Origin of the sequence: Peribacillus huizhouensis (assembly GCF_014138605.1) — a bacterium.
GTDB lineage: Bacteria > Bacillota > Bacilli > Bacillales > DSM-1321 > Peribacillus > Peribacillus huizhouensis.
In genome coordinates this window covers 38116-59917 of sequence record NZ_JACJHX010000011.1, presented here as the reverse complement: position 1 = coordinate 59917, position 21802 = coordinate 38116, and the positions used below count along the sequence as shown (strand labels likewise).

Here is a 21802-nt window from a genome sequence, read left to right as displayed (position 1 = left end):
ATCTTAGTTTATCCCGTATTAATGGGGCAGTAACCCCACTGATTGAAAATTCACTTTTTAGTATGAAAAAATCACCATAAAAATTATTATAAAGGTTGAGGATGTGGGCATAATGGTCTGACCTCGCACTCTAATTCAGTATATCGTGTTTCATCTATTTATCTTATACTGTATTTAGCCGTTGCGGAGTCTGCCCCTTCTTTGGGGACACCCTCTATCCTGATAATAATCATAATGTTTTGTTAACACTTCAAAAAGTTCGTGTAACTGCAATTCAACTGTGATACGATACTATTTGTTTAATAAAGTATAGAGAGTAAGAAGGTGAATTTTTGGTAAAACAATCATCGAAGATACAGAAAGATCTTAATCTATTCTCGCTTACATGGCCTATTTTTTTAGAGATATTTCTATTCATGTTAATGGGGATTGTCGATACGTTTATGTTGAGTGCAATTTCTGATGATGCAGTTTCTGGTGTAGGTGCTGCCAATCAATATCTCCATATCGCTATCCTTATTTTAGAAGTGATTGGTAATGGTGCTGCCATCGTTATTGCTCAGTATATCGGTTCAAGAAAAATTTTGGAAGCTGCTAAAATATCTGCAATTGCAGTTGTCCTTAATTTAATAGTTGGTATCTTGATAAGTATTGTTTTTGTTTTTTATAGTGAGAGATTGATGCAAGGTTTGAACTTATCGGGGGATATCCTCTTTTATGCTCATAGTTATTTGAAGATTGTTGGAGGAGCTATTTTCCTACAAGCAATTATTAATTCATTAGCTGCCATAATTCGGGTTCATGGTTTTACGAAGGAAGCAATGTTTGTTTCCCTTGGAATGAACGTGATTCATATAATAGGAAATTATGCACTCATTTTCGGGAAGTTTGGGTTTCCTGAGTTAGGTGTTCAAGGTGCGGCTATTTCTTCAGTCATTAGCCGATTCCTTGCGTTGCTTGTATTCTTTTGGCTTCTGTATCAAGTGATGGAAGTTCGCGTGAAACTTAAGTATTATTTCTCTTTATCGTGGGAGTACATTCGTAAAATACTACAAATCGGTTTGCCATCTGCCTTTGAGCAGATCATGTATCAAACGTGTCAAATCGTGTTCTTATATTATGCAACGTATCTTGGTGCTAGTTCTCTAGCTGCAAGACAATATGCTACAAATATCTCTATGTTCATTTACTTGTTTGCTATGGCTATTGGAATGGGAACGTCAATTATAGTCGGTCGTTATGTCGGTGGAAATCGGAAAGATGACGCGTACTTCCGGGTGTGGAAAAGCGTGAAGTGGGCATTAGTCGTTACTTTATCTATGGTTATGCTTGTTATTCTACTTCGAAAACCATTGATGGGCCTATTCTCTGATGATCCTGAAATTATTCGAATGGGTGCAAGTGTCTTGCTTTTAAGTATCCTGCTTGAAACGGGTCGTACGATAAACATTGTTCTAATTAATTCATTACGTGCATCAGGGGATGCTAAATATCCCGTCTTGATTGGCGCATTTTCAATGGTTGGAATGAGTCTTCCGCTAGGATATTTCTTTGTCTTCCACCTCGGTCTTGGTTTACCAGGAATTTGGCTTGCCATTGCTGCTGACGAGTGGACACGAGCATGCATTATGTTTTTCAGATGGAAGAGCCGGAAATGGGAGAAGCATGCGCTCGTAAAGCAAGATGACATAAAGGTAGAACCAGTTGTTTCTCCATGAGAATGAAGCAATGAGGGCGTCTCATAAGGGTCTGACCTCGCACTCTAAATCAGGATGTCGTGTTCTTACACGTATCTTATACTGAATTTAGTCGTTGCGGAGTCAGACTCTTTGCTTTTTGGCCCATTTTTAGAGCAGCAACGATCTTATAAACGTACTACTACTAAAGTTAGTTATTTAAAAATCACCATATGCAAATTTGAATATTTTGATTATAATTAAAATATAGAATATTTAAAAAATAGGAAAGGGGCAATATTAGGGTAATAAAAGTGCAAATGTCAACGATGGACAGATTACACTTTGGTTTTTCTAGCAATTCTGTGCAAACGTTTGCTACCAAAACACAACGGTCTAAAATCAAGAAACTGTAAACCAAGAAAAAGCGGAATCTTTGGGTAGGCTGATGGATAAGATGAACTTGAATTTGGAAAGGTATTGAATTTCGTCAATGTAACGATTGACTTAGGGAATTCAATGAATGCATTATTACGAAATGAAAGGTAGAAGGACCGGAGGAAATTTGGATTACACGAGGGGTTGAACTGGTGTATTATAACTCATCACAAATAGACCGTACGCCAAAAATCGTCAGTGCAATAATAGATAAAATGAATGAAATTACGTTAGAAACTAATTTTCCATTTTCATTAAGTGATGGGAAATTTGCTGGAATCACTTTTGAAGGAGTACAAATTAAGGAAATTCAAGCCCATAATCAAAGTGAAACAACGACAAACAAAATAAAAATAATAACAGAAGAAAATCTTGATTTGAAAAAAACGTATAAAGTATCGAAGCAACACTTCGGAACTTCGACTGTAGAGATGGGTACAGTGATTCGTTCAGAAGAATTTGATCGCCTCTTTTATTACGATGGGAATGATTTAGGGAGTGTGTACGCCAAAAACATGACTGCTTTTCGGCTTTGGGCACCTACTGCAAGCGAGGCTAAGCTTGTTATATATAATAAATGGGACGACCAAACGGGAAAAGAAATAACCATGAAACAGGCGGAAAAGGGAACATGGAAATTTGAAATGCAAGGAAACCAGGATGGGTTGGTTTATACGTATAAAGTGAGGATTGGTGACAAGTGGTCAGAAGCAGTCGATCCGTATGCACGTGCCGTTACCGTAAATGGTGAAAAAGGCGTGGTTGTGGATTTAACAAGTACAAATCCAAAGAATTGGTCAACTAAGAAACCAGCTTTGAAAAAAGCAGAGGACGCTATTTTTTATGAGCTTCATATTCGTGATTTATCGATCCAAGAAGAAAGCGGGATTAAGCAAAAAGGGAAATATTTAGGAGTTGCCGAACTGGGCACAAAGGGTCCAAAAGGTGTGAAAACGGGTCTTAGTCATATTAAAGACTTGGGCGTTACTCATGTTCAATTTATTCCTATGTACGATTATGAAACTGTTGATGAAACAAAGCTGGATGTGCCGCAATATAATTGGGGCTATGACCCGAAGAATTATAATGCACCAGAGGGTTCTTATTCAACAAATCCATATAATCCAAAGATGCGAATCACGGAAGTGAAACAAATGATTCAAGCGCTTCATAAGCAGAATCTTCGTGTTGTTATGGATGTTGTGTATAACCATGTGTATTCTGTTAGTGAATCGAATTTCCACCGATTAGTGCCAGGATATTATTTCCGTTATAACGAAGACGGAACATTAGCAAATGGATCTGGTGTTGGCAATGATACCGCCTCTGAACGAAAAATGATGCGCAAATTCATTGTCGATTCAGTTACTTACTGGGCAAAGGAATATCATCTTGACGGCTTTCGTTTTGATTTAATGGGCATACACGATGTTGAAACGATGAATGAAGTGCGTTTGGCTTTGGATAAAATTGACCCAAGCATCATTGTAATTGGTGAGGGCTGGGACTTAAACACTCCACTAGCTGCCGAGAAGAAAGCAAACCAAAAGAATGCAGCTGCGATGCCTCGAATTGCTCATTTTAATGATCAGATTCGTGATGGTTTAAAGGGAAGTGTCTTTGAAGAGCGTGATGTAGGTTTTGTAAATGGAAAATCGGGGCTTGAAGAAACGATTAAAAAAGGTATTGTTGCCAAAAGTATGGACAGCTATCTTGATCCGGGTCAAGTTGTAACGTATGTAGAATCCCATGACAACCACACACTTTGGGATAAGCTTGCGTTAACGAATCCTGATGCTACAGAAGAGGAACGGAAACAAATGCATAAGCTAGCATCATCAATTATTCTCACTTCGCAAGGAATTCCGTTTATTCATGCTGGTCAGGAATTTATGCGTACAAAAGGCGGAGATTATAATAGCTATAAGTCGCCAGACATAATCAATCAACTTGATTGGGAGCGGAGAGCGGAATACCATCAAGAAGTTGAATATATGAAAGGTCTTATTCATTTAAGGGGAAAATATCCTGCATTTCGCCTTGGAACAGCGGAGGAAATTCATCAACATTTGACTTTCTTGGAAGCACCGAAAAATGTAATTGCTTATACTTTAACAAGTCCGGAAAAAAAATCAAAAACCGTACTAACTGTCGTTCATAACGCAAACATGCAGGCCATCAATCTGAGATTGCCGAATAATGGGAAATTCTCTCTGCTTGTAAATGGACAAAAAGCTGGAACAAAGACAATTGCAAAAATCCAATCCAATGAAATTACAGTTCCAGCATTAACTACTTTTGTGCTGGAAACAAAGTGAATGTAGAATATAGTAGGGGATGTCCCAAAAGGGAAATCCCCTACTTATATTATTAGGAAGCTTCCGTTTTTGACCGTTCTACTAATACGGTTTGTGGAATTTTCCATAGTTGAGTCCATTTGTTAATGGAAGCAATAATGATTACAAGACCTAGAATTAGCATAATGATAGAAAGGATTCCATTTAACACACTGTATCCAGCGTTTTCTGTGTTTAAGTATACATTTGTAATCATCCAGTACCCTGCGACGTTAACTGTTACATACAAGTAAGCCAGTGGAACCAGACATGTTAACATATACCAACGCTTGTCAGCGATTTTAAGAACTACTGTTGCACCGACAATAAGCCCGATAGCAGCCATTAATTGGTTCGATACTCCGAATAACGCCCAGATGGAACTAATGTCACCGGAGAAAAGGAGATATCCCCAGATAAAGCATGCTAGCGCACTTGCAAAAATATTAGCAGGAAGTGAATCTGTCCGTTTTAACGGTTTAATGAAGTCTCCAAGGAAATCTTGGATCAAATAACGTGAAACTCGAGTTCCTGAGTCGATAGCCGTTAAAATAAAGACAGCCTCGAATAGAATAACAAACTGATAAAAGTAGGATGCCATTTTCTCGAAAATTGGAATTTCCGTGAAGATGTATGTCATCCCGACTGCGAGTGTAACGGCTCCGCCTGTTCTTCCTTCGAGATCCATCCCAACTTCTTCACTCAGTTTATCAAGGTTAACCGTTTCCATTCCTAGTGTTGCATATTTCTCTGGTGTTGAGTTGATTGCGAAATAATCTCCTGGTTGCAGGGAAACTGCAGCAATTAAAGCCATAATCGCAACTAAGCATTCAACAAGCATAGCCCCAAAAGCAACACCTTTAATGTCACTCCAACGATTGATCATTTTCGGTGTTGTACCAGAACCAACGAATGCATGGAAGCCTGAGATTGCTCCACAAGCAATCGTAATGGAGATGAATGGCCAAACAGGTCCTGCGATAATTGGCCCACCGCCATTAATAAATTCCGTAAATGCTGGGAATTGAACAGCGGGATTTACATAGAATACGCCAAGGATTAATGCTGCGAATACACCAATCTTCATAAATGTACTTAAATAATCGCGTGGTGCTAGCAATAACCAGACTGGTAAAGCGGCTGCAAAGAATGCATAGATTGGTAGAATAAGAGCAAGTGTGCTTTTTTCAAATGTTAACAAATCGCCAAATGCCGTGCCTTGAATATTTGGCCCAAAGACGATAGCAGCCATAATGAGACCAAAACCTACAATCGTCGCAACCTTTAAGTTACCTGTTTTTTTATGATACAAGCCAACCCCCATTGCAATCGGAATCGTTATTCCGACAGCGAATGTACCCCATGGGTTTCTTTCTAATGCGCTCAAAACTACTAATGAAAGTCCTGCCATAGTAATGGTAATGATGAATAACATTGCTAAGCCAGTACAGAAACCCGCAACAGGCCCAAGCTCTTCTTTTGCTACTTCTGATAATGATTTTCCATCTCTTCGCATCGAAGCAAAGAGAACAACCATATCGTGGACAGCTCCACCGACTACTGCCCCAATTAGAAGCCAAAGCAATCCTGGTAAATAACCGAATTGAGCTGCTAATATTGGTCCAACTAACGGTCCCGCTGCAGCAATCGCTGCAAAATGGTGTCCAAACGTAACCCATTTATTAGTAGGTACATAATCTTGCCCATCTTTTAATTTATGAGCAGGTGTCGGCTTTGAATCATCAAGCTTCAAAACCTTGGCCGCCATGAATGTACCATATAAACGGTATACAATTAAGAGTATGCAGATAGAACCAATAACAATTGTAATCGCATTCATTTTTCTGTTCCCCCATTCCTTAATGCTCTAATCCCATCATACTAAATAAAAACAAAAATAAGAGCCTTTCAATTTGAAATACAAAAATAGAAAGTTGAGTTGCAGAAATGGAAAGGTGAGCTACAAAATATTCAGAAACCAAGAAGATGCTTCAATTCCTTTACATAGGTACGGCTCACAGGAACTTTCGAACTGTCTTTCATAATTAAATTATAGGTAGAATTAAACCATGGCTCAATTTCGATAATATGGTCTATATTCACGATGAAACTGCGATGAACTCGGATAAATTTGCCTCCGATTAGCTTTTTTTCGAGAACGACCAATGCCTCGTTGACTTTGTATGTTTGTTCCGTCGTTTGGATAATGGATTTTCCTTCAGATGACTCTATGAAAACAATGTCATCACATGTTAATAAAACAAATCTTTCATCAATCAGGACAGCAATTTTCCCATTATGATCTTTTTTCAATGTAAGGTGAGAGTTGTTTTCCTTTTCACCTATTCTTTGCATATGCTGGATTTTCTCCAATGTTTTTTGAATCCGATTTTCATCGAATGGTTTTAATAAATAGTCTAATGCGTTCAATTCAAAGGCTTGTAGTGCATATTCGTCATAGGCTGTTGCAAAGACAATGGCTGGTAATGGATCTAGGGTGAGAATATGCCTGGCTAGCTGTAAGCCGTTATCTTCAGCAAGTTCAATATCTAAGAATACTAGATCTGGTTTTAACTTAGGAATATCTACAATTGCATCTTCGAGACAATCACTTTCACCTAAGATTTCGACTTGTTTGCTTCGAATAAGTAGATATTTCAATTCATCTCTTGCTAATGGTTCATCATCAACTATATAGGCTTTCAACATTTTGATCAAAAACTCCTTTACTATCAAGAGGGATGGAAATCGTAATGGTTGTCCCAACATTTACTTCACTGTTTATAGCTAAACTAGCTTGACCATTATAGATGCCATTTAGCCGCTGACTTATATTAAAAATGGCAGTGCCTGTCCCTTTTTTTGACTGCATAATCTGTTTACCGAGTAATTTAATCTTTTCTGCTGGAATTCCATTTCCGTTATCTGCGACAACAATTCGCATCGTATTATTTTTAGTGAAAATTTGAATGGTGATGTTACCTTCATCCTTGCTTTTCTTAAAGCCATAATGAATGGAGTTCTCAACGATAGGCTGCAATGTAAATGGCGGGATAAGTATTTTTTCTAGTCCAGGTTCTAGTTGAAGTTCAATGTTGTACTTGTCTGGGAACCTAGTTTGCTCTAATGACAAGTATGCTTTAACATTTTCTAATTCCTTGTCTAAGGGAATGAGCATCTGCCTCGCCCCATGTAAATTGCCCCGAAAAAATGAACTTAGATCAAGAAGTAATTTTCGAGCCTTACTTACATCTGTTCGGCATAATATGGAAATTGTATTCAGACTGTTAAATAAAAAATGCGGGTGAATTTGTGCTTGTAAAGCTTTAATCTCTGCATCTTTCAACAGTTTCATTTGTCTCTCTGCCTCAGCAAGTTCTAATTGTGTTGAGAATAAGTTAGCTAAACCTTCTGCTAACTGCTGTTGCACCTTGTCTAACTTATCTGGTTGGGTGAAGTACATTTTTAAAGTACCTACGGTTTTATTTTGCACCTTTAAAGGTAAGACGATGGCAGCTTGTAACGAACAATGATTATGAAAGCAGAAGATATCTTCTCTTGATCTTGCAACAGAAATGGTGCCGCTTCCAAGGACTCGTTTGGTTAAACCTGTAGCAAGTTGCGACTTGGGTATATGATGGTCTGAACCTTCCCCAACATGGGCAAGGACTTGATATTCATCTGTTATCGCAACAGCATCGGCATCTGTCAATTTCAGCATAATTTTTGATATTTCCTTGCAGGATCGAATGTTTAAACCTTGTCGAAAGAATGGCAAAGTTTGATCGGCAATATGAAAGGCCTGGTTAGTTTGGTTTGCACGTGCACGTTCTTCATCACGCATCATCGATTGAATAATGAACATAAACAGCAATGTACCGAATCCATTGACGACAATCATGGGAAAGCCAATAATTTGAACAAGACTTAATGCATGCTCAAACGGCTTAGCGCTTAGTAAAATAATCAACATTTGTCCAGTTTCTACTGTCATTCCAATTAAGACGGCAAAAGTAGATGTTATTTTTTTCCCATTTTGCTTTCGCTTTCTGCCAAAATATCCAGCAGCAATTCCAGCCAAGATCGTAGAGAGTGCACAAGAAAATGCTGTGAATCCTCCAAGTGTATACCGGTGGATACCTGCAATTAGACCTGCTCCAATACCAACGGTAGGACCACCGAGCAACCCACCAATGACGACACCCATCACCCTAGTATTGGCCAGGGCACTTTCTGGGTCTATTTCTGAAAGCCATTCAGCTTTCGCGATGGTGTTATGATGAATTTCAATGCCTGTGTAGTTGCTGATGACTCCGAATGCCCCGAATAGCAAAATGAGCATGACTTTCTCATTTGTTTTATGCTCATTTTGTACAATTTGGCGAAACGATTTCATTTGTGCGAATAGAAAAGCAACAATAACAATAATTCCGACTTTTTCAAGCATTAATGGTGCTAAATTGAACATTGTCATCCTTCCTTTATTATTATTCAAACACGAGTATGATTATGGAAATAAATTCACCTTTTCCACCTCATTATAAGGGATTTTTTACACACACTAAAGATGATAATTAATAATAAGCATATCAATTAACTTCTTAAACGAGGCTGTTATCTAATAAGAGCTAGTATACTATAGTAGTATGAAAAATTATTCCCAATAAAGCGAAGGAGAAGTTCCACACTCTTTCATATAAATCTATGATTAATCAGAGTAATAATGAAAGGAAGAACATGAAACCATTTACTGAAAAAGTTATCTCGATTATTCAAAATATTCCAGAAGGTAATGTGATGACCTATGGCCAAATTGCTAAATTAGCTGGTAGTCCACGAGGGGCGCGGCAGGTTGTCAGAATCCTTCACTCTATGAGCGAAAAACATCGTCTGCCATGGTATCGAGTCGTTAATTCGAAAGGCTTGATAGGTATAAAAGATGATGAGCATTTTCAGATTCAAAAGCTTTCCCTACAAAGTGAAGGGGTTGAATTCAGGATAGATGGTACCATTGATCTTCAGGAATTTCAGTTCCACTCAGAGGTCGTGTATGAAGACTAAAAAACTAAGGAAGGTTCCATAAAGAAAGGGTCAGCCCCCGCGGTATACCGTTCAAATTAAGTGTAAGTACTACTTATGAACTTGGTGTATAGCGAGCGTGGTCAGACCCTTTGGGGCACCCTCTTTATCTTGTTACGCTTTCTTTTCAAATAACTCAGCAATTCCAACAATTACGTTTACGGCTTTGATCATATTGTCCACTGAAATAAATTCATATTTTCCATGGAAGTTCTCGCCGCCTGTAAAGATATTCGGTGTAGGCAATCCCATATAGGATAACTGAGACCCATCTGTCCCACCTCGAATCGGTGAGATTTTCGGTTCGATATCTAATTTTTTCATTGCTTCATAAGCAATATCTACAATTTCTTTGACAGGTTCAATTTTTTCTCTCATGTTGTAATATTGATCCGTCATTTCGAGAACAATGCTGTTATCACCGTATTTTTCTTTTAATTCGTTTACGATGTTTTCAAGTTTCGTTTTCTTCGCTTGGAATTCAACTTTATCAAAGTCACGTATAATATAAACGAGCTTCGTTTGTTCAACATCTCCTTGGAATGAAAGTAAGTGATAAAAGCCCTCGTAATTTTCCGTAAGCTCAGGTGTTTGTTCAGCAGGCAGCTTGCTTTGTAACTCCATAGCAATTTTCATCGAATTGATCATTTTCCCCTTTGCTGTACCAGGGTGGATATTCGTACCTTTAATGGTAATTTTGGCACCAGCTGCGTTAAAGCTTTCATATTCCAATTCACCAAGTGGACCACCATCTACTGTATACGCGTATTTCGCATTAAAAGCTGTGACGTCAAATTTATGAGGGCCGCGTCCAATTTCTTCATCAGGTGTGAAGGCAACACGGATTTTCCCATGCTTAATTTCAGGATGTTGAATTAAATAACGCATGGCTGTCATAATTTCGGCAATTCCCGCTTTATTATCAGCGCCAAGAAGTGTCGAGCCGTCTGTTGTAATGAGGGTGTGACCTTTATAGTTCGATAATGAAGGGAAATCTCTTGGTGATAGGATGATATGTAGGGTTTCGTTTAAGAGAATATCATTTCCATCATAATTTTCAACGAGCTTTGGCAAGACATTTTTCCCTGTGAAATCTGTTGCTGTATCAAGATGGGCTAAAAAGCCGATTGTTGGTATGTTCTTCGATGAATTCGCAGGCAAAGTTGCCATCACATATCCATTGGCATCCATCGACACTTCTGTCATTCCAATTTCTTTTAGCTCATCAACAAGCATATGACCCAGCTTCAGTTGACCAGGCGTTGACGGACAAGATAGACTTTCTTCATTGGATTGAGTATCCACTTTTACATAAGAAGTAAAGCGCTCAATGATTTCTTTGTTCATTTTAGTTCAGCTCCTTTTAGATATGTAGTATTATCTTATCACGATTAGATTGCATGTTCACATAGGGGGTTCATGAGACAGTATTTACTTAAAAAGTTTCAGAACGAGAATGAATGGTAGTACGTTACCGAAGATTATTCTATAACGGGTGTTCTTCAGAAAAAAATGAATGATATTGTTCAGTGATGGGATTTCTACACTTCCTATGTTATAACTGTAGTACGATTTACAATTGAAGGGAGCAGAACTATTGCATTTCTTAGAAAAAATTCAACCTCACCTATTAAGCGAAGATATTCATATCAAGCAATTCGTCTTACAAGCATTGCGTGATTTTCCAAATATTCCAGAAGAGTGGACGGTAAAGCTGATTAAATGGATGGTTGATACTCATTCTATTTCTATGCTTGAGGATTTAAAAAAGCATCCAATGAACGAAGAAGCAGTAAGGATTCTATTAGAAGGAGCAAAAGCTGCAACTCCAGAACAGCTACATATGTATCAGCAGTTATTTGCGGTAGTGAAGCCAGAGTTAGCGATGAAGTACAAAGGAGAATTATCAGCTTTCTTACCTGAGGATGTCATTCGATTATATGACATTCTCCTGTATGGAGATGAGCGCCAAGTATGGATGGAGTATAGCCGGTTACTTGATGCATTAGACCATTCCGAGGAATATAATGAAGCCCTTTTTCAACAGACGAAACATACAGCAGATGTGCTCGCAAAAAAGGGTTGGATTACAGATGCGGAGCTTGCTCATTTATTAAATGAAAATTTGAATGAGGACTATTTCAATTTTGCAGGGATCTTTACGGTCTATTTAATAGGAGTACTCAGAAAGAATGAGTATCTACCATTACTCGCAGGCCTATTGACGAGAGAAGATGATGTATTATTGGAAGTGACAGCGGATGTACTGATCAGCTTTCAAAGCGATCAAGTGGTGAATGAGGTTTCGTTTTATATTACGAATCCTGATGCCATTATTTACGGAACGTCCATACTTGGGACGATTAAATCAGATTTGGCTGTACAAAAACTGATGCAAGCATTTAATGCATTAGAGTATGAAGAGGATGCAGCTTTTCTCATTGAAGCACTAGCGCACCAGTTAACTGATAAGGCAAAACCATTCATTGACGGCTATATGGAAAATGGCATTGAATCAATTATGATTGAATCAGAACAGCTAGCATACAGCTATTATAAGCTCATGGGGCATGATCATCCAAAACTGGAAAACTGGCGTAAGATTGCAGATGCTAAGAAAGGTTCTTTTTAGAGAGAAAGAAGGGGGTCTCGTAAGGGTCTGACCCTTACAAGACCCCTTTTACTCATACCCAAAATGACTGTAGAGTATCAGTTCTACTCCTTTTTGCTCACTTCAGCCAACGCCCAAACCGAGACACTTCCGCCAGTAACAGGGAATTCAGCAAAGCCGTCATCTGCAATCGTGATCCTATCCTGCCGATTATTTGTCAGATCCACCCATTCTTCACCAGCACGGTCTTCACCAACGAACATTCTTTTTTTACCACTATCACCATTAGAAACAATAACAGCACAGCCAGAATGTTCAATTTCTCGAACGCCACGGCGAACCCAGCCAATGACATTCTTATGATCGAAGTAATCTTCTTGATCGCCATATGCTTTATGATAACGGGCAAAGAGAAGAGGATCGATGTCTGCTTGTTTTCCTGGGATGGGCTCAGGCCCCCCAATTCCATAATAATCGCCATAAAAAACGCAAGGATAGCCATCTTTTCGAAGCAAAATCATTGCATAGGCAGCTTGTTTGAACCAATCTTCTACCCATGATTCTAATGATTCGTTAGGTTGTGAATCATGATTATCAACAAAAGTTACGACATTCATTGGATGGGATTGGACGAGAGTATCGTCAAATATCGTTTGGAGATTATATTTGCCCCGAGCTTTGGAAGCTTCGCAAAGTTTATAATGAAGAGCCACATCAAAGAGATCAATCTTGTATTCGGTATGGTCAAGATAGGAGCGGCAAGCTTCCAAATCAGGATTCCAGAACTCCCCGACAAAATAAAAATTTTCCTTAGTATGTTCAAGCATGGTATTCGAAAAGTCGCGAATAAAGTCGTAGTTAATATGTTTAATGGCATCTAATCTAAACCCATCACATCCAACAGAATCGATCAGCCATTTTCCCCATGAGATCATCTCTTGGACAACATCGGGGTGCTCATAATCAATATTCGCAAACATTAAATAATCGTAGTTTCCAAATTCATCAGCTACTTTGTCATTCCATTTTTTATGTAAAATGCGGTAGATGCCTCTCTTGCCAGTTCTGGCATCGTAATCGGTACCATTAAAATGTTCATAGCTCCAAGTGAAGGTAGAGTATTGACCGCCACGATTCGGAAAAGTGAATTTTGTAAAGCCTTCAATTTCAAATGGCTCGGAAATCTCATCTTTTCGATTGAATGGGTCGACTTCAATTACCTCGAATACTTCCGTTTCATCTGCTCCTGCTTTATGATTCATGACCAGATCGACATAGACACTGATTTTGTGATCATGGCAGGTAGCGATTGCCTCGTGCAATTCATCTTTCGTGCCATATTTAGTTCGTACCGTTCCTCTTTGGTTAAATTCGCCAAGGTCGTAAACATCGTATACTCCATAACCGTTATCTTTAACAGATTGTCCTTTTGTAATTGGAGGAATCCATATACAGTCTATGCCACATTCCTTCAATTTTGGAGCGGCTTCAGTTAGCCGTTTCCAATGTGTACCGTCTGCCTCAACATGCCATTCAAAAAACTGCATCATTGTATGATTCCGATTCATTATTATCCCCCGTCTCGACACTTCGTTCTACACGATTGATCCTTCATGGTAGATGGTGGCGTTTTAACGCCATATAGGTTTTGCATGAACCAAGTTACCTTAAATTGTACCCTAGATAGCTGTTACTGAAAACCTTAAGAAATTCTTAAGAATTCTAGTAAGTAAATGTTAAGATTTACCCCTTAGAATGTAAATTAATTCAAACTAACTCTGATATAGTAAAGAAAGGAGTGTGAAAAAAATGACAAAACCCTTTTCTGTATTGGTAGTAGATGATGAAAAAGAAATTCGCGATGCGATCGAAATATATTTGAAATATGAGGGCATTACAGTCGTTCAAGCTTGTGATGGTATTGAGGCCATAGAAAAGTTGGATGAGCATCCGATTCATCTTATTATCCTAGATGTGATGATGCCTAGAATGGATGGGATTGCCGCGACTTTCAAAATTCGTGAACAAAAGAATATCCCGATTATTATTTTAAGTGCAAAAAGTGAAGACACCGATAAAGTATTGGGGCTTCAGGTTGGTGCAGACGATTATGTGACAAAGCCTTTTAATCCGCTTGAGTTAATAGCTCGCGTTAATTCACAGCTTCGTAGGTATGTGACACTTGGGACGTATGAAGATAGCAATAAGATCCTCAATTTGAACGGACTGACTCTGGACCCGGAAGCGAAGATTGTTGAGGTCAATGGAGAGGCAGTAAAGTTAACTCCGATTGAATACAGAATTGTTGAACTACTTATGAATCACCCCGGCCGAGTTTTCTCGATTCAAGACATTTATGAACGTGTTTGGAAAGAACCGAGCTATAATGCGGAAAATACAGTTGCCGTACATATTCGGAAAATCCGTGAAAAAATTGAAATTGATCCGAAAAATCCAAGGTATTTAAAGGTGGTATGGGGAATTGGGTATAAAATGGAAAAGTAATTATCTATTAATAATTTGGTTGGTTTTATTTACGTGTGGTTTAAAAGGGGTCTTTTTTATTGGCGATCATAGCAGCCAATATATAAACAAGGATTACTATGAAACAGACTTCTTTGAAAATCATTTCAGTCAGTTTGTGGATACTATTAATTTGCTTGAATTAAATGGCGTAACAGCAGAAGATGTGAAAAAAAAACTGGTTGTTACACCTGAGGAAATTGAAGAACACCGTTATCGATATGGCGGATTATCTGAACAGATTCAAAATATAAAAGATCAATACGAGAGTCGCATTTCGGACGCGAATCTAGCTGGAAATAAGGAATCAGCTGAAGCCTATACGAAAGAACGTGATAGAAAAATAGCAGACATCACGAAAAACTTTAATAGTGATGAGTATGTAGAAGCCAAGATCCGGAAGGAAAAAGAGCAGCAGATCGATCGTTCCTTTCAAGAACTTCAGGATAACTATCATAATGAATTGAATGAATATAAGGATGTGTTTAAGTATTATCTGAAAGACACATCAACGGGTAAAGTGTTCACCAATGTGAATATGGATGAAGGTGACCATCTTGATACTATTTTTACAAATAAAAGTATGTGGTATGTACGGACATTTCCGTCCGGTAAATATGGCTATCTAAAGCTAGGAAGTTATAATTCGGAATTAGAAGGCATTACAATAAACAGAACAAATAATCGATTTGAAGGAAAAATAGGCGTTTCAAAATCTGCTCCAGAAAACAATCCAGTGATACTAGATTACAAAAATTATCAAATTGATAAAGTTTACTTTTATTCAATTCTTGGACTTACCGTTTTGGCTATTTTTTTATGCTTGTATTTTTATCAAAAAATAAGACCTTTTCAGCGGATGGTTGAAGTTAAGTGGATTACCCATTATGAGCGGATTCCAATCGATCTCAGGATGGTTATTTTCGGAATTATGCTGACAATAGCTGTACCGACTTTGGCTACTAATCTGGAACCTGGCAGCTATGGCGGCCTGGGTAATTATGGGGATGGTAATCCGGTAGATTGGGTAATAGATGTACTTGGACTTTTTTTCCTTACGATAATGATAATGATGTTAATCACGTTCCAAGCAGTCGAATTAATCCATGTTTATAAAAAGGGCAGTGGTCATCTAAAAGTTGAATGGGAGCGATCCGTTCTATCCCGTTTGTTTCAATCACTGCAGCAGTCGTTTCTATATACAAGTGTTGGTGTTCGGATCACGATTATACTATTTATTATTTACACTTGTGGTTTCGCCTTTTCTGCTGTAATTTGGGAACCTACACTTATTTTCGGTTATGTCCTAGGGTTACTATTTATTGGGCTGCCGACCGTATTGTATATATTCAATCGCACCGGTTATTTTAATAGGATCATTAAGCATACGAATGAGCTTGTAAATGGAAATATGAACGTTGATATAGAGATGAAGGGGAAATCGGTGTTAGCTGGATTAGCTCGAGATATTAATAGTATGAAACAAGGTGTTAAATCTTCGAAGTCTGAACAGGCTAAAAGTGAACGATTAAAGACAGAGTTAATTACAAATGTTAGTCATGATTTACGTACACCGCTTACGTCAATCATCACTTATTCTGAGTTGTTGAAGAATCCAAATCTAGCAGATGAAGATCGGAATGCTTATATTGAAATCGTCAATCGCAAATCCAAGAGATTGCAAGGATTGATTGAAGATCTTTTTGAAGCTTCAAAAATGGCAAGTGGGAGTATTAATCTTGTCAAGGAACAGGCAGATATTGTCCAGCTTCTACAGCAAACGCTTGCTGAGTATGACGAGAACATCCAAAATTCAACGTTGCAATTCCGTGTCAATTGCCCAGATTATCCCGTCTATGCCGTTGTTGATGGGCAAAAGATATGGCGGGTATTTGATAATCTGATCGGCAATATTCTGAAGTATTCGATGGAACAAACAAGAGTCTATATATCGGTTGAAAAAATGAACAGTCAAGCCGTAATTACGTTTAAAAATGTGACAAAGTATGAGCTTGGTGACAGTGTCGATGAAATGTTTGACCGATTTAAACGAGGAGATACGTCGCGTCATACAGAGGGATCAGGTCTAGGGCTTGCCATTGCCAAGTCCATTATGGATATGCATGGCGGAGATTTGAATCTTGAAATTGATGGAGATTTATTTAAAGTGACCGTGAAAATAAATACGATGTGAACTATAAAAGAAGGGGAATTTCCGTTATTTATTGAAACGGCTGAAATATGAGGAGATTGGCTGATAAAATAGCAAACAAGGAAATATTATTGATCTCAATTTTATTTCGACATGAATAAATGAATCGATGCGCTTCTTTTATTGTTATCAATCTAGTTTTGTTATTTATAACAGAAAAAATAGATGGTTAAAGATAGGTTTTACATGGAATTTTTTAAACAAGTTGCGCTTTAAATAAAGAAAGAGGGTGTCACCATTTTCTAATGGGACACCCTTTTTGTAACATAATGGATTCGAATTAGATGACACCTTGTGCAATCATATTGTCCGCAACTTTAATAAAGCCAGCGATGTTTGATCCAAGAACTAGGTTTCCTGGTTCACCGAATTCCTCTGATGCGTTTAAGCTATTTTCATAAATGTTTTTCATAATCGTTTGCAGTTTTGCATCAACTTCTTCAAATGTCCAAGCAATGCGTGAACTATTCTGTGCCATTTCTAAAGAAGATACAGCTACTCCACCAGCGTTTGCAGCTTTTGCTGGAGCAAAGAGAACGTCATTTTTGTGGAAAAGATCAATCGCCTCTAATGTAGAAGGCATATTTGCTCCCTCACCGATTGCTTTTACTTGATTCGAAATAAGGATTTCCGCATCAAATTCATCCAATTCGTTTTGAGTAGCACACGGTAATGCGATATCACAAGGAACCGTCCAGATACCTTTGCTACCTTCAAAATACATTGCATGCGGATGAATGTCTGTATATACGCTAAGTCGTTTTCTTTCGACTTCTTTCAGTTGTTTAACAGTAGCTAAATCAATGCCTTTTTCATCGTAAATATATCCATTCGAATCACTGCACGCAACAACTTTTGCTCCAAGCTCAGTCGCTTTTTCAATCGCATAAATCGATACATTTCCTGAACCTGATACGGTTACTGTACTACCTTCGAAGCTCAAGCCTTTGCTTTTTAGCATTTCTTGTACAAAGTAAACGGCACCATATCCAGTTGCTTCAGTTCTAGCAAGGCTACCGCCATAGCTGATGCCTTTACCAGTAAGAACTCCAGCTTCATAACTGCCGCGAATGCGTTTGTATTGACCGAATAAGTAGCCGATTTCTCTCGCTCCAACACCAATGTCCCCTGCTGGAACATCAATATCAGGACCGATATGGCGATAAAGCTCTGTCATGAAGCTTTGTGTAAAACGCATGACTTCAAGATCTGATTTTCCTTTCGGATCAAAGTCAGATCCGCCTTTGCCACCGCCAATTGCTTGACCTGTAAGGGAGTTTTTCAGAATTTGCTCAAATCCAAGGAATTTAATAATGCTTGCGTTCACAGTCGGGTGAAACCTAAGTCCGCCTTTGTATGGACCGATTGCACTATTAAATTGAACACGGAAGCCGCGATTTACTTGAACTTTTCCCTTATCATCAACCCATGGTACTCTAAAAGTAATCATTCGCTCAGGTTCTACCATTCTTTCAAGTATGTTATGTTCAATATATTGTGGGTATTTTGCGAATACTGTAGTAAGAGAGAGGAAGATTTCTTTAACGGCTTGATGAAATTCAGATTCATGCGGATTGCGTTGTTTAACAAGCTCATATACGTTGTTTACATACTCTTCTGCTGCTTGTAATTGACCTTGTAATGGTTCTTGAACCACCATGATGTATCACTCCTTAAATAGTTTGCTTTTGCTTTGAATACATTTTATCTCTTACGGTTAACCTTAACAATCTGAATAATAGATAATAATCATGTCTTTTTGAGATGAAAGAATGAAATGACCTATTGAATAATTGATAAAAACGCCTCACTCTGCCCTTTTTTCAAAGGACTAAGAAGGCCAATTTTAATCTCCACATTGTTGCATTCTAATAAGTCGTGGTTGTAAACACATGGCCCCCTTTGCATTTTTCCTACAAAGCATGAGATGATAGAAATAAGCGTGAAAACTATTTTAAAGGATGTTTCAAATGAATATAAAAATAAAAAACAATTTCATCAATAAGTTGGTTAAAGGTTATCCGTTAATTGAAAAAGATGCTGTAATAAATAGTCAAGACCTGAAAGAAGAGGGAAAGATCATCAGAGTAACGGATGAGAAAGGGAAATTCTTAGGTAAAGGGTATTATGGTATTCAAAACAAAGGAATTGGCTGGATTCTTACTAATAGCGAATCGGAAGAAGTAAATCAGTCCTTTTTTGATAAAAAGCTGCAAAAGGCGATTGCATTAAGAAAATCTTTCTTTGAAGATCCCGATACGACTGCTTTTAGAGTTTTTAATGGAGAAGGCGATGGCATTGGTGGCATAATCATTGACTATTATGATGGTCATTTCGTCCTCAACTGGTATAGTGCGGGAATTTATGCATTTAAAGAGTTTGTGCTAAAGGCATTGATTAATAGTGTTGTGGTTAAATCAGTGTATCAAAAGAAACGCTTTGATACGAAGGGACAGTATATGGATGAAGATGATTTCGTCATGGGAGAACCACCGGAATTTCCGCTAATTGTTAAGGAAAATGGTGTGAATTTTGCTGTGTATTTAAATGATGGAGCGATGGTTGGAGTATTCCTTGATCAACGAGAAGTCAGAAAGACTATTCGTGATACATATTCAAAAGGAAAAACGGTGCTGAATATGTTTTCTTATACAGGAGCTTTTTCTGTTTTTGCAGCATTGGGTGGAGCGATTAAAACAACAAGTGTTGACCTTGCCAATCGCAGCCTTCCGAAAACGAGCGAGCAATTTAGTATAAATGGTATTGACCCTAAAGAACAGAATATTGTTGTAATGGATGTGTTCCATTATTTTAAATATGCAATCAAGAAGAAGTTAATGTTTGATTTGGTGATTCTCGACCCACCAAGCTTTGCTAAATCAAAGAAATTTACCTTTAGTGCAGCCAAGGATTATAAAAATTTGCTAAAGGACACGATTGCCATCACAGAGGATGATGGAATCATTGTCGCTTCAACGAACAGCAGCTCCTTTGATATGAAAAAATTTAAAGGCTACATTGATGCAGCATTTAAAGAAAGTGGATCTACATATAAAATAGAAGAGCAATTCTCGTTGCCGGATGATTTTAAAACAATTAAGGAATTTAAAGAAGGAAATTATTTGAAGGTTGTTTTCATTAGAAAGCTGAAGTGATCACAATTGGTGATGACCAATCAGATTCCTACAATATATTATTAATAATATGAGTAGATAACACAATAAATGTTGTTTAGAGTAAAAGGCCAGGCTCTTTCTTTTGGAACATCTTCGTTTCACATGGAACACATACAAAACTAATATGGCGTTAAATCGCTACTATTTATTATGAAGGTTATATCATGAAGCACGCTACACGCTCCTAATCACAATGGTGGCGGTTTGGAGCAGGATTTTGAAATGAAAGTACGTTTTTCTGCCATGTAGATTGGCTAGGTTAGTAAGTTGCGAAGCCCCGGACCCATGTTCTTCATACAAAATTTATTAAGAAGAAAAGAGGATGACCTTACTTGGGACATCCTCTTTTCATAACATTATACGGTTTCACTTGGTGAAAAAGACTTCTTCAACCAATTCTTCCCTTCAACAAGTCGTGTGACCATCATGGCACATACTGTGTTGCCTGTTGAGTTCAAAAGGGTTGCAGGAGCATCAATAATCGTACTAATTACGGCGATAATTGGCAGAACACTTGGTGGGAAGTCAAAAATGCTAAGAATCAACATTTCCCCAATCAAGCCACCTCCAGGGATGGCCCCCATTACCGCTCCGACTAAGAAAGAGACTGCAATAATACTTAAGATGTTAGACGGGCTTGTCATGTCTTTGCCAAACAAAGTAAACAAGAAGACAATTTTCAATACACCGCCAAAAACAGAGCCGTCCTTATGCATGTTTGCACCAAGCGGAATTACCGTTTCAGCAATATCCTTTGGTACTCCCATCTTACGAGTAGATTCAAGATTTGCAGGAATGCTGGCAGCACTTGAACAAGTAGCGATGGCCGTAATCGATGGCGTAAATGCATTTTTCCAGAAAATCTTAACACCTTCACTGCGCCCTGCAAGATAAGCGTATAACGTGAAGAATCCAAAATAGTATACGAGAGTTAATACGAGATAAAGAATAAATCCTCTGGCATATCCTTCAAGTATCTGTGGTCCGAGTTGACCGATCACCGCCGCAAAATAGGCACCAAGCCCAATGGGAGCATAATACATGACAATCTTGACCATTTTCATCATAACTGCTGTTCCGCCTGTTAGAAATGCAGCTACTGGCTTGGCCACTTCACCGGCCAATGCTGTAGCCAGGCCGAAAAGAACAGAGAAAACTATAAGTTGAAGCATATTACTTCGTGATAATAATAAAGAAAAATCGGAAACGGTAAAGGTATTCACAAGTTGCTCGAGCACAGAGATATCTTCTAATGAAGTTTCTGGTTTTTCCACTTGATCCATTAAACCTCTAATGGCAGAAGTATCCGTGCCTTCTAATGGGTTTATAATACTTGTTCCCGCAAAAGCGAGAAAAGCAGAAATAATGGCAGTCCCAAGGAAGACAATGAAAATACTCCCCATAATCTTACCAAGACGCTGCATACCACCCATATTGGCGATGGCTGCAGCTATACTAAAGAATACGAGAGGAACAATCATCATAAACATTAAATTAAGAAACAGGTCACCTAACGGTTGTACAACAGATGTCTTTGTTCCGAAAACAATGCCAGCGAAACCACCAATTATGATTGCTATAAGTAACATCAGCGATGATTTATAATTGGAAAAAAAGTTTTTCAAAATATTTAATCCTTCTTTCATGAAAAATGATAACGATACATAGAGTTTATTATCATATGTAAAATACAGCTTTTCAATCTATTTTTTGAAGGGCTGTAGAAAAACTGTTTAATATTATTAGGAATG

Annotated in this window: 13 protein-coding genes and 1 pseudogene; 7 read left to right on the top strand and 7 right to left on the bottom strand. The window is 38.1% G+C overall.

The features are described from left to right. Positions 1-332: 332 nt before the first annotated feature. Together HNP81_RS16020 and pulA are read left to right on the top strand one after the other, a co-directional pair. The gene (locus HNP81_RS16020; protein ID WP_246399390.1) at positions 333-1718 is read left to right on the top strand and encodes an MATE family efflux transporter; all 1386 of its coding nucleotides are present in this window, start codon (positions 333-335) and stop codon (positions 1716-1718) included. Positions 1719-2224: 506 nt separating this feature from the next. Further along, positions 2225-4432, top strand: a pseudogene (pulA, locus tag HNP81_RS16015) (type I pullulanase); the annotation flags it as partial. A gap of 52 nt (positions 4433-4484) precedes the next feature. Here the strand turns inward: pulA and HNP81_RS16010 are convergent. The 3 genes from HNP81_RS16010 to HNP81_RS16000 all read right to left on the bottom strand — a co-directional run bounded on the left by HNP81_RS16010 (position 4485) and on the right by HNP81_RS16000 (position 8918). Then, on the bottom strand, positions 4485-6290 hold the full coding sequence (locus tag HNP81_RS16010) for a carbon starvation CstA family protein (RefSeq protein WP_028393849.1): 1806 nt from the start codon (positions 6288-6290) through the stop codon (positions 4485-4487). A gap of 131 nt (positions 6291-6421) precedes the next feature. After that, the gene (locus HNP81_RS16005) at positions 6422-7159 is read right to left on the bottom strand and encodes a LytR/AlgR family response regulator transcription factor (protein ID WP_182503267.1); all 738 of its coding nucleotides are present in this window, start codon (positions 7157-7159) and stop codon (positions 6422-6424) included. Next, positions 7137-8918: a sensor histidine kinase gene (locus tag HNP81_RS16000; protein ID WP_182503266.1), complete on the bottom strand. Its 1782-nt coding sequence runs from the start codon at positions 8916-8918 to the stop codon at positions 7137-7139. Before HNP81_RS16000 ends, HNP81_RS16005 begins: the two co-directional genes overlap by 23 nt. A 269-nt stretch (positions 8919-9187) precedes the next feature. On the opposite strand from HNP81_RS16000, the gene HNP81_RS15995 reads away from it, so the two are divergent. Then, complete coding sequence (locus HNP81_RS15995; RefSeq protein ID WP_182503265.1) at positions 9188-9511, top strand: MGMT family protein; 324 nt, start codon at positions 9188-9190, stop codon at positions 9509-9511. 132 nt (positions 9512-9643) lie between these two features. On the opposite strand, the gene pepT is transcribed toward HNP81_RS15995, so the two are convergent. Beyond that, positions 9644-10876: a peptidase T gene (gene pepT / locus HNP81_RS15990; RefSeq protein WP_182503264.1), complete on the bottom strand. Its 1233-nt coding sequence runs from the start codon at positions 10874-10876 to the stop codon at positions 9644-9646. Between the two features lie 250 nt (positions 10877-11126). Here pepT and HNP81_RS15985 point away from each other — a divergent pair, with 250 nt between their 5' ends. After that, entirely contained in the window at positions 11127-12161 is a 1035-nt protein-coding gene (locus tag HNP81_RS15985) for a zinc chelation protein SecC (protein WP_182503263.1), read from the top strand. A gap of 83 nt (positions 12162-12244) precedes the next feature. Here the strand turns inward: HNP81_RS15985 and HNP81_RS15980 are convergent, their stop codons facing one another. Further along, a complete protein-coding gene (locus HNP81_RS15980; RefSeq protein WP_182503262.1) occupies positions 12245-13708 on the bottom strand; it encodes an alpha-amylase in 1464 nt (487 codons plus the stop codon). A gap of 241 nt (positions 13709-13949) precedes the next feature. On the opposite strand from HNP81_RS15980, the gene HNP81_RS15975 reads away from it, so the two are divergent. Together HNP81_RS15975 and HNP81_RS15970 are read left to right on the top strand one after the other, a co-directional pair. Next, complete coding sequence (locus HNP81_RS15975) at positions 13950-14645, top strand: response regulator transcription factor (RefSeq protein ID WP_182503261.1); 696 nt, start codon at positions 13950-13952, stop codon at positions 14643-14645. Then, positions 14623-16857 (top strand): HAMP domain-containing sensor histidine kinase, encoded by a 2235-nt coding sequence (locus HNP81_RS15970; protein ID WP_182503260.1) that lies wholly within the window; start codon positions 14623-14625, stop codon positions 16855-16857. Before HNP81_RS15975 ends, HNP81_RS15970 begins: the two co-directional genes overlap by 23 nt. A 298-nt stretch (positions 16858-17155) precedes the next feature. Here the strand turns inward: HNP81_RS15970 and gdhA are convergent, their stop codons facing one another. Then, on the bottom strand, positions 17156-18535 hold the full coding sequence (gene gdhA, locus HNP81_RS15965; protein ID WP_182503259.1) for an NADP-specific glutamate dehydrogenase: 1380 nt from the start codon (positions 18533-18535) through the stop codon (positions 17156-17158). Positions 18536-18836: 301 nt separating this feature from the next. On the opposite strand from gdhA, the gene HNP81_RS15960 reads away from it, so the two are divergent. After that, positions 18837-20030, top strand: coding sequence for a class I SAM-dependent rRNA methyltransferase (locus HNP81_RS15960; RefSeq protein WP_182503258.1), 1194 nt, complete (start codon positions 18837-18839; stop codon positions 20028-20030). Between the two features lie 377 nt (positions 20031-20407). On the opposite strand, the gene HNP81_RS15955 is transcribed toward HNP81_RS15960, so the two are convergent. Beyond that, positions 20408-21676: a dicarboxylate/amino acid:cation symporter gene (locus tag HNP81_RS15955; RefSeq protein ID WP_182503257.1), complete on the bottom strand. Its 1269-nt coding sequence runs from the start codon at positions 21674-21676 to the stop codon at positions 20408-20410. Positions 21677-21802 lie beyond the last annotated feature (126 nt).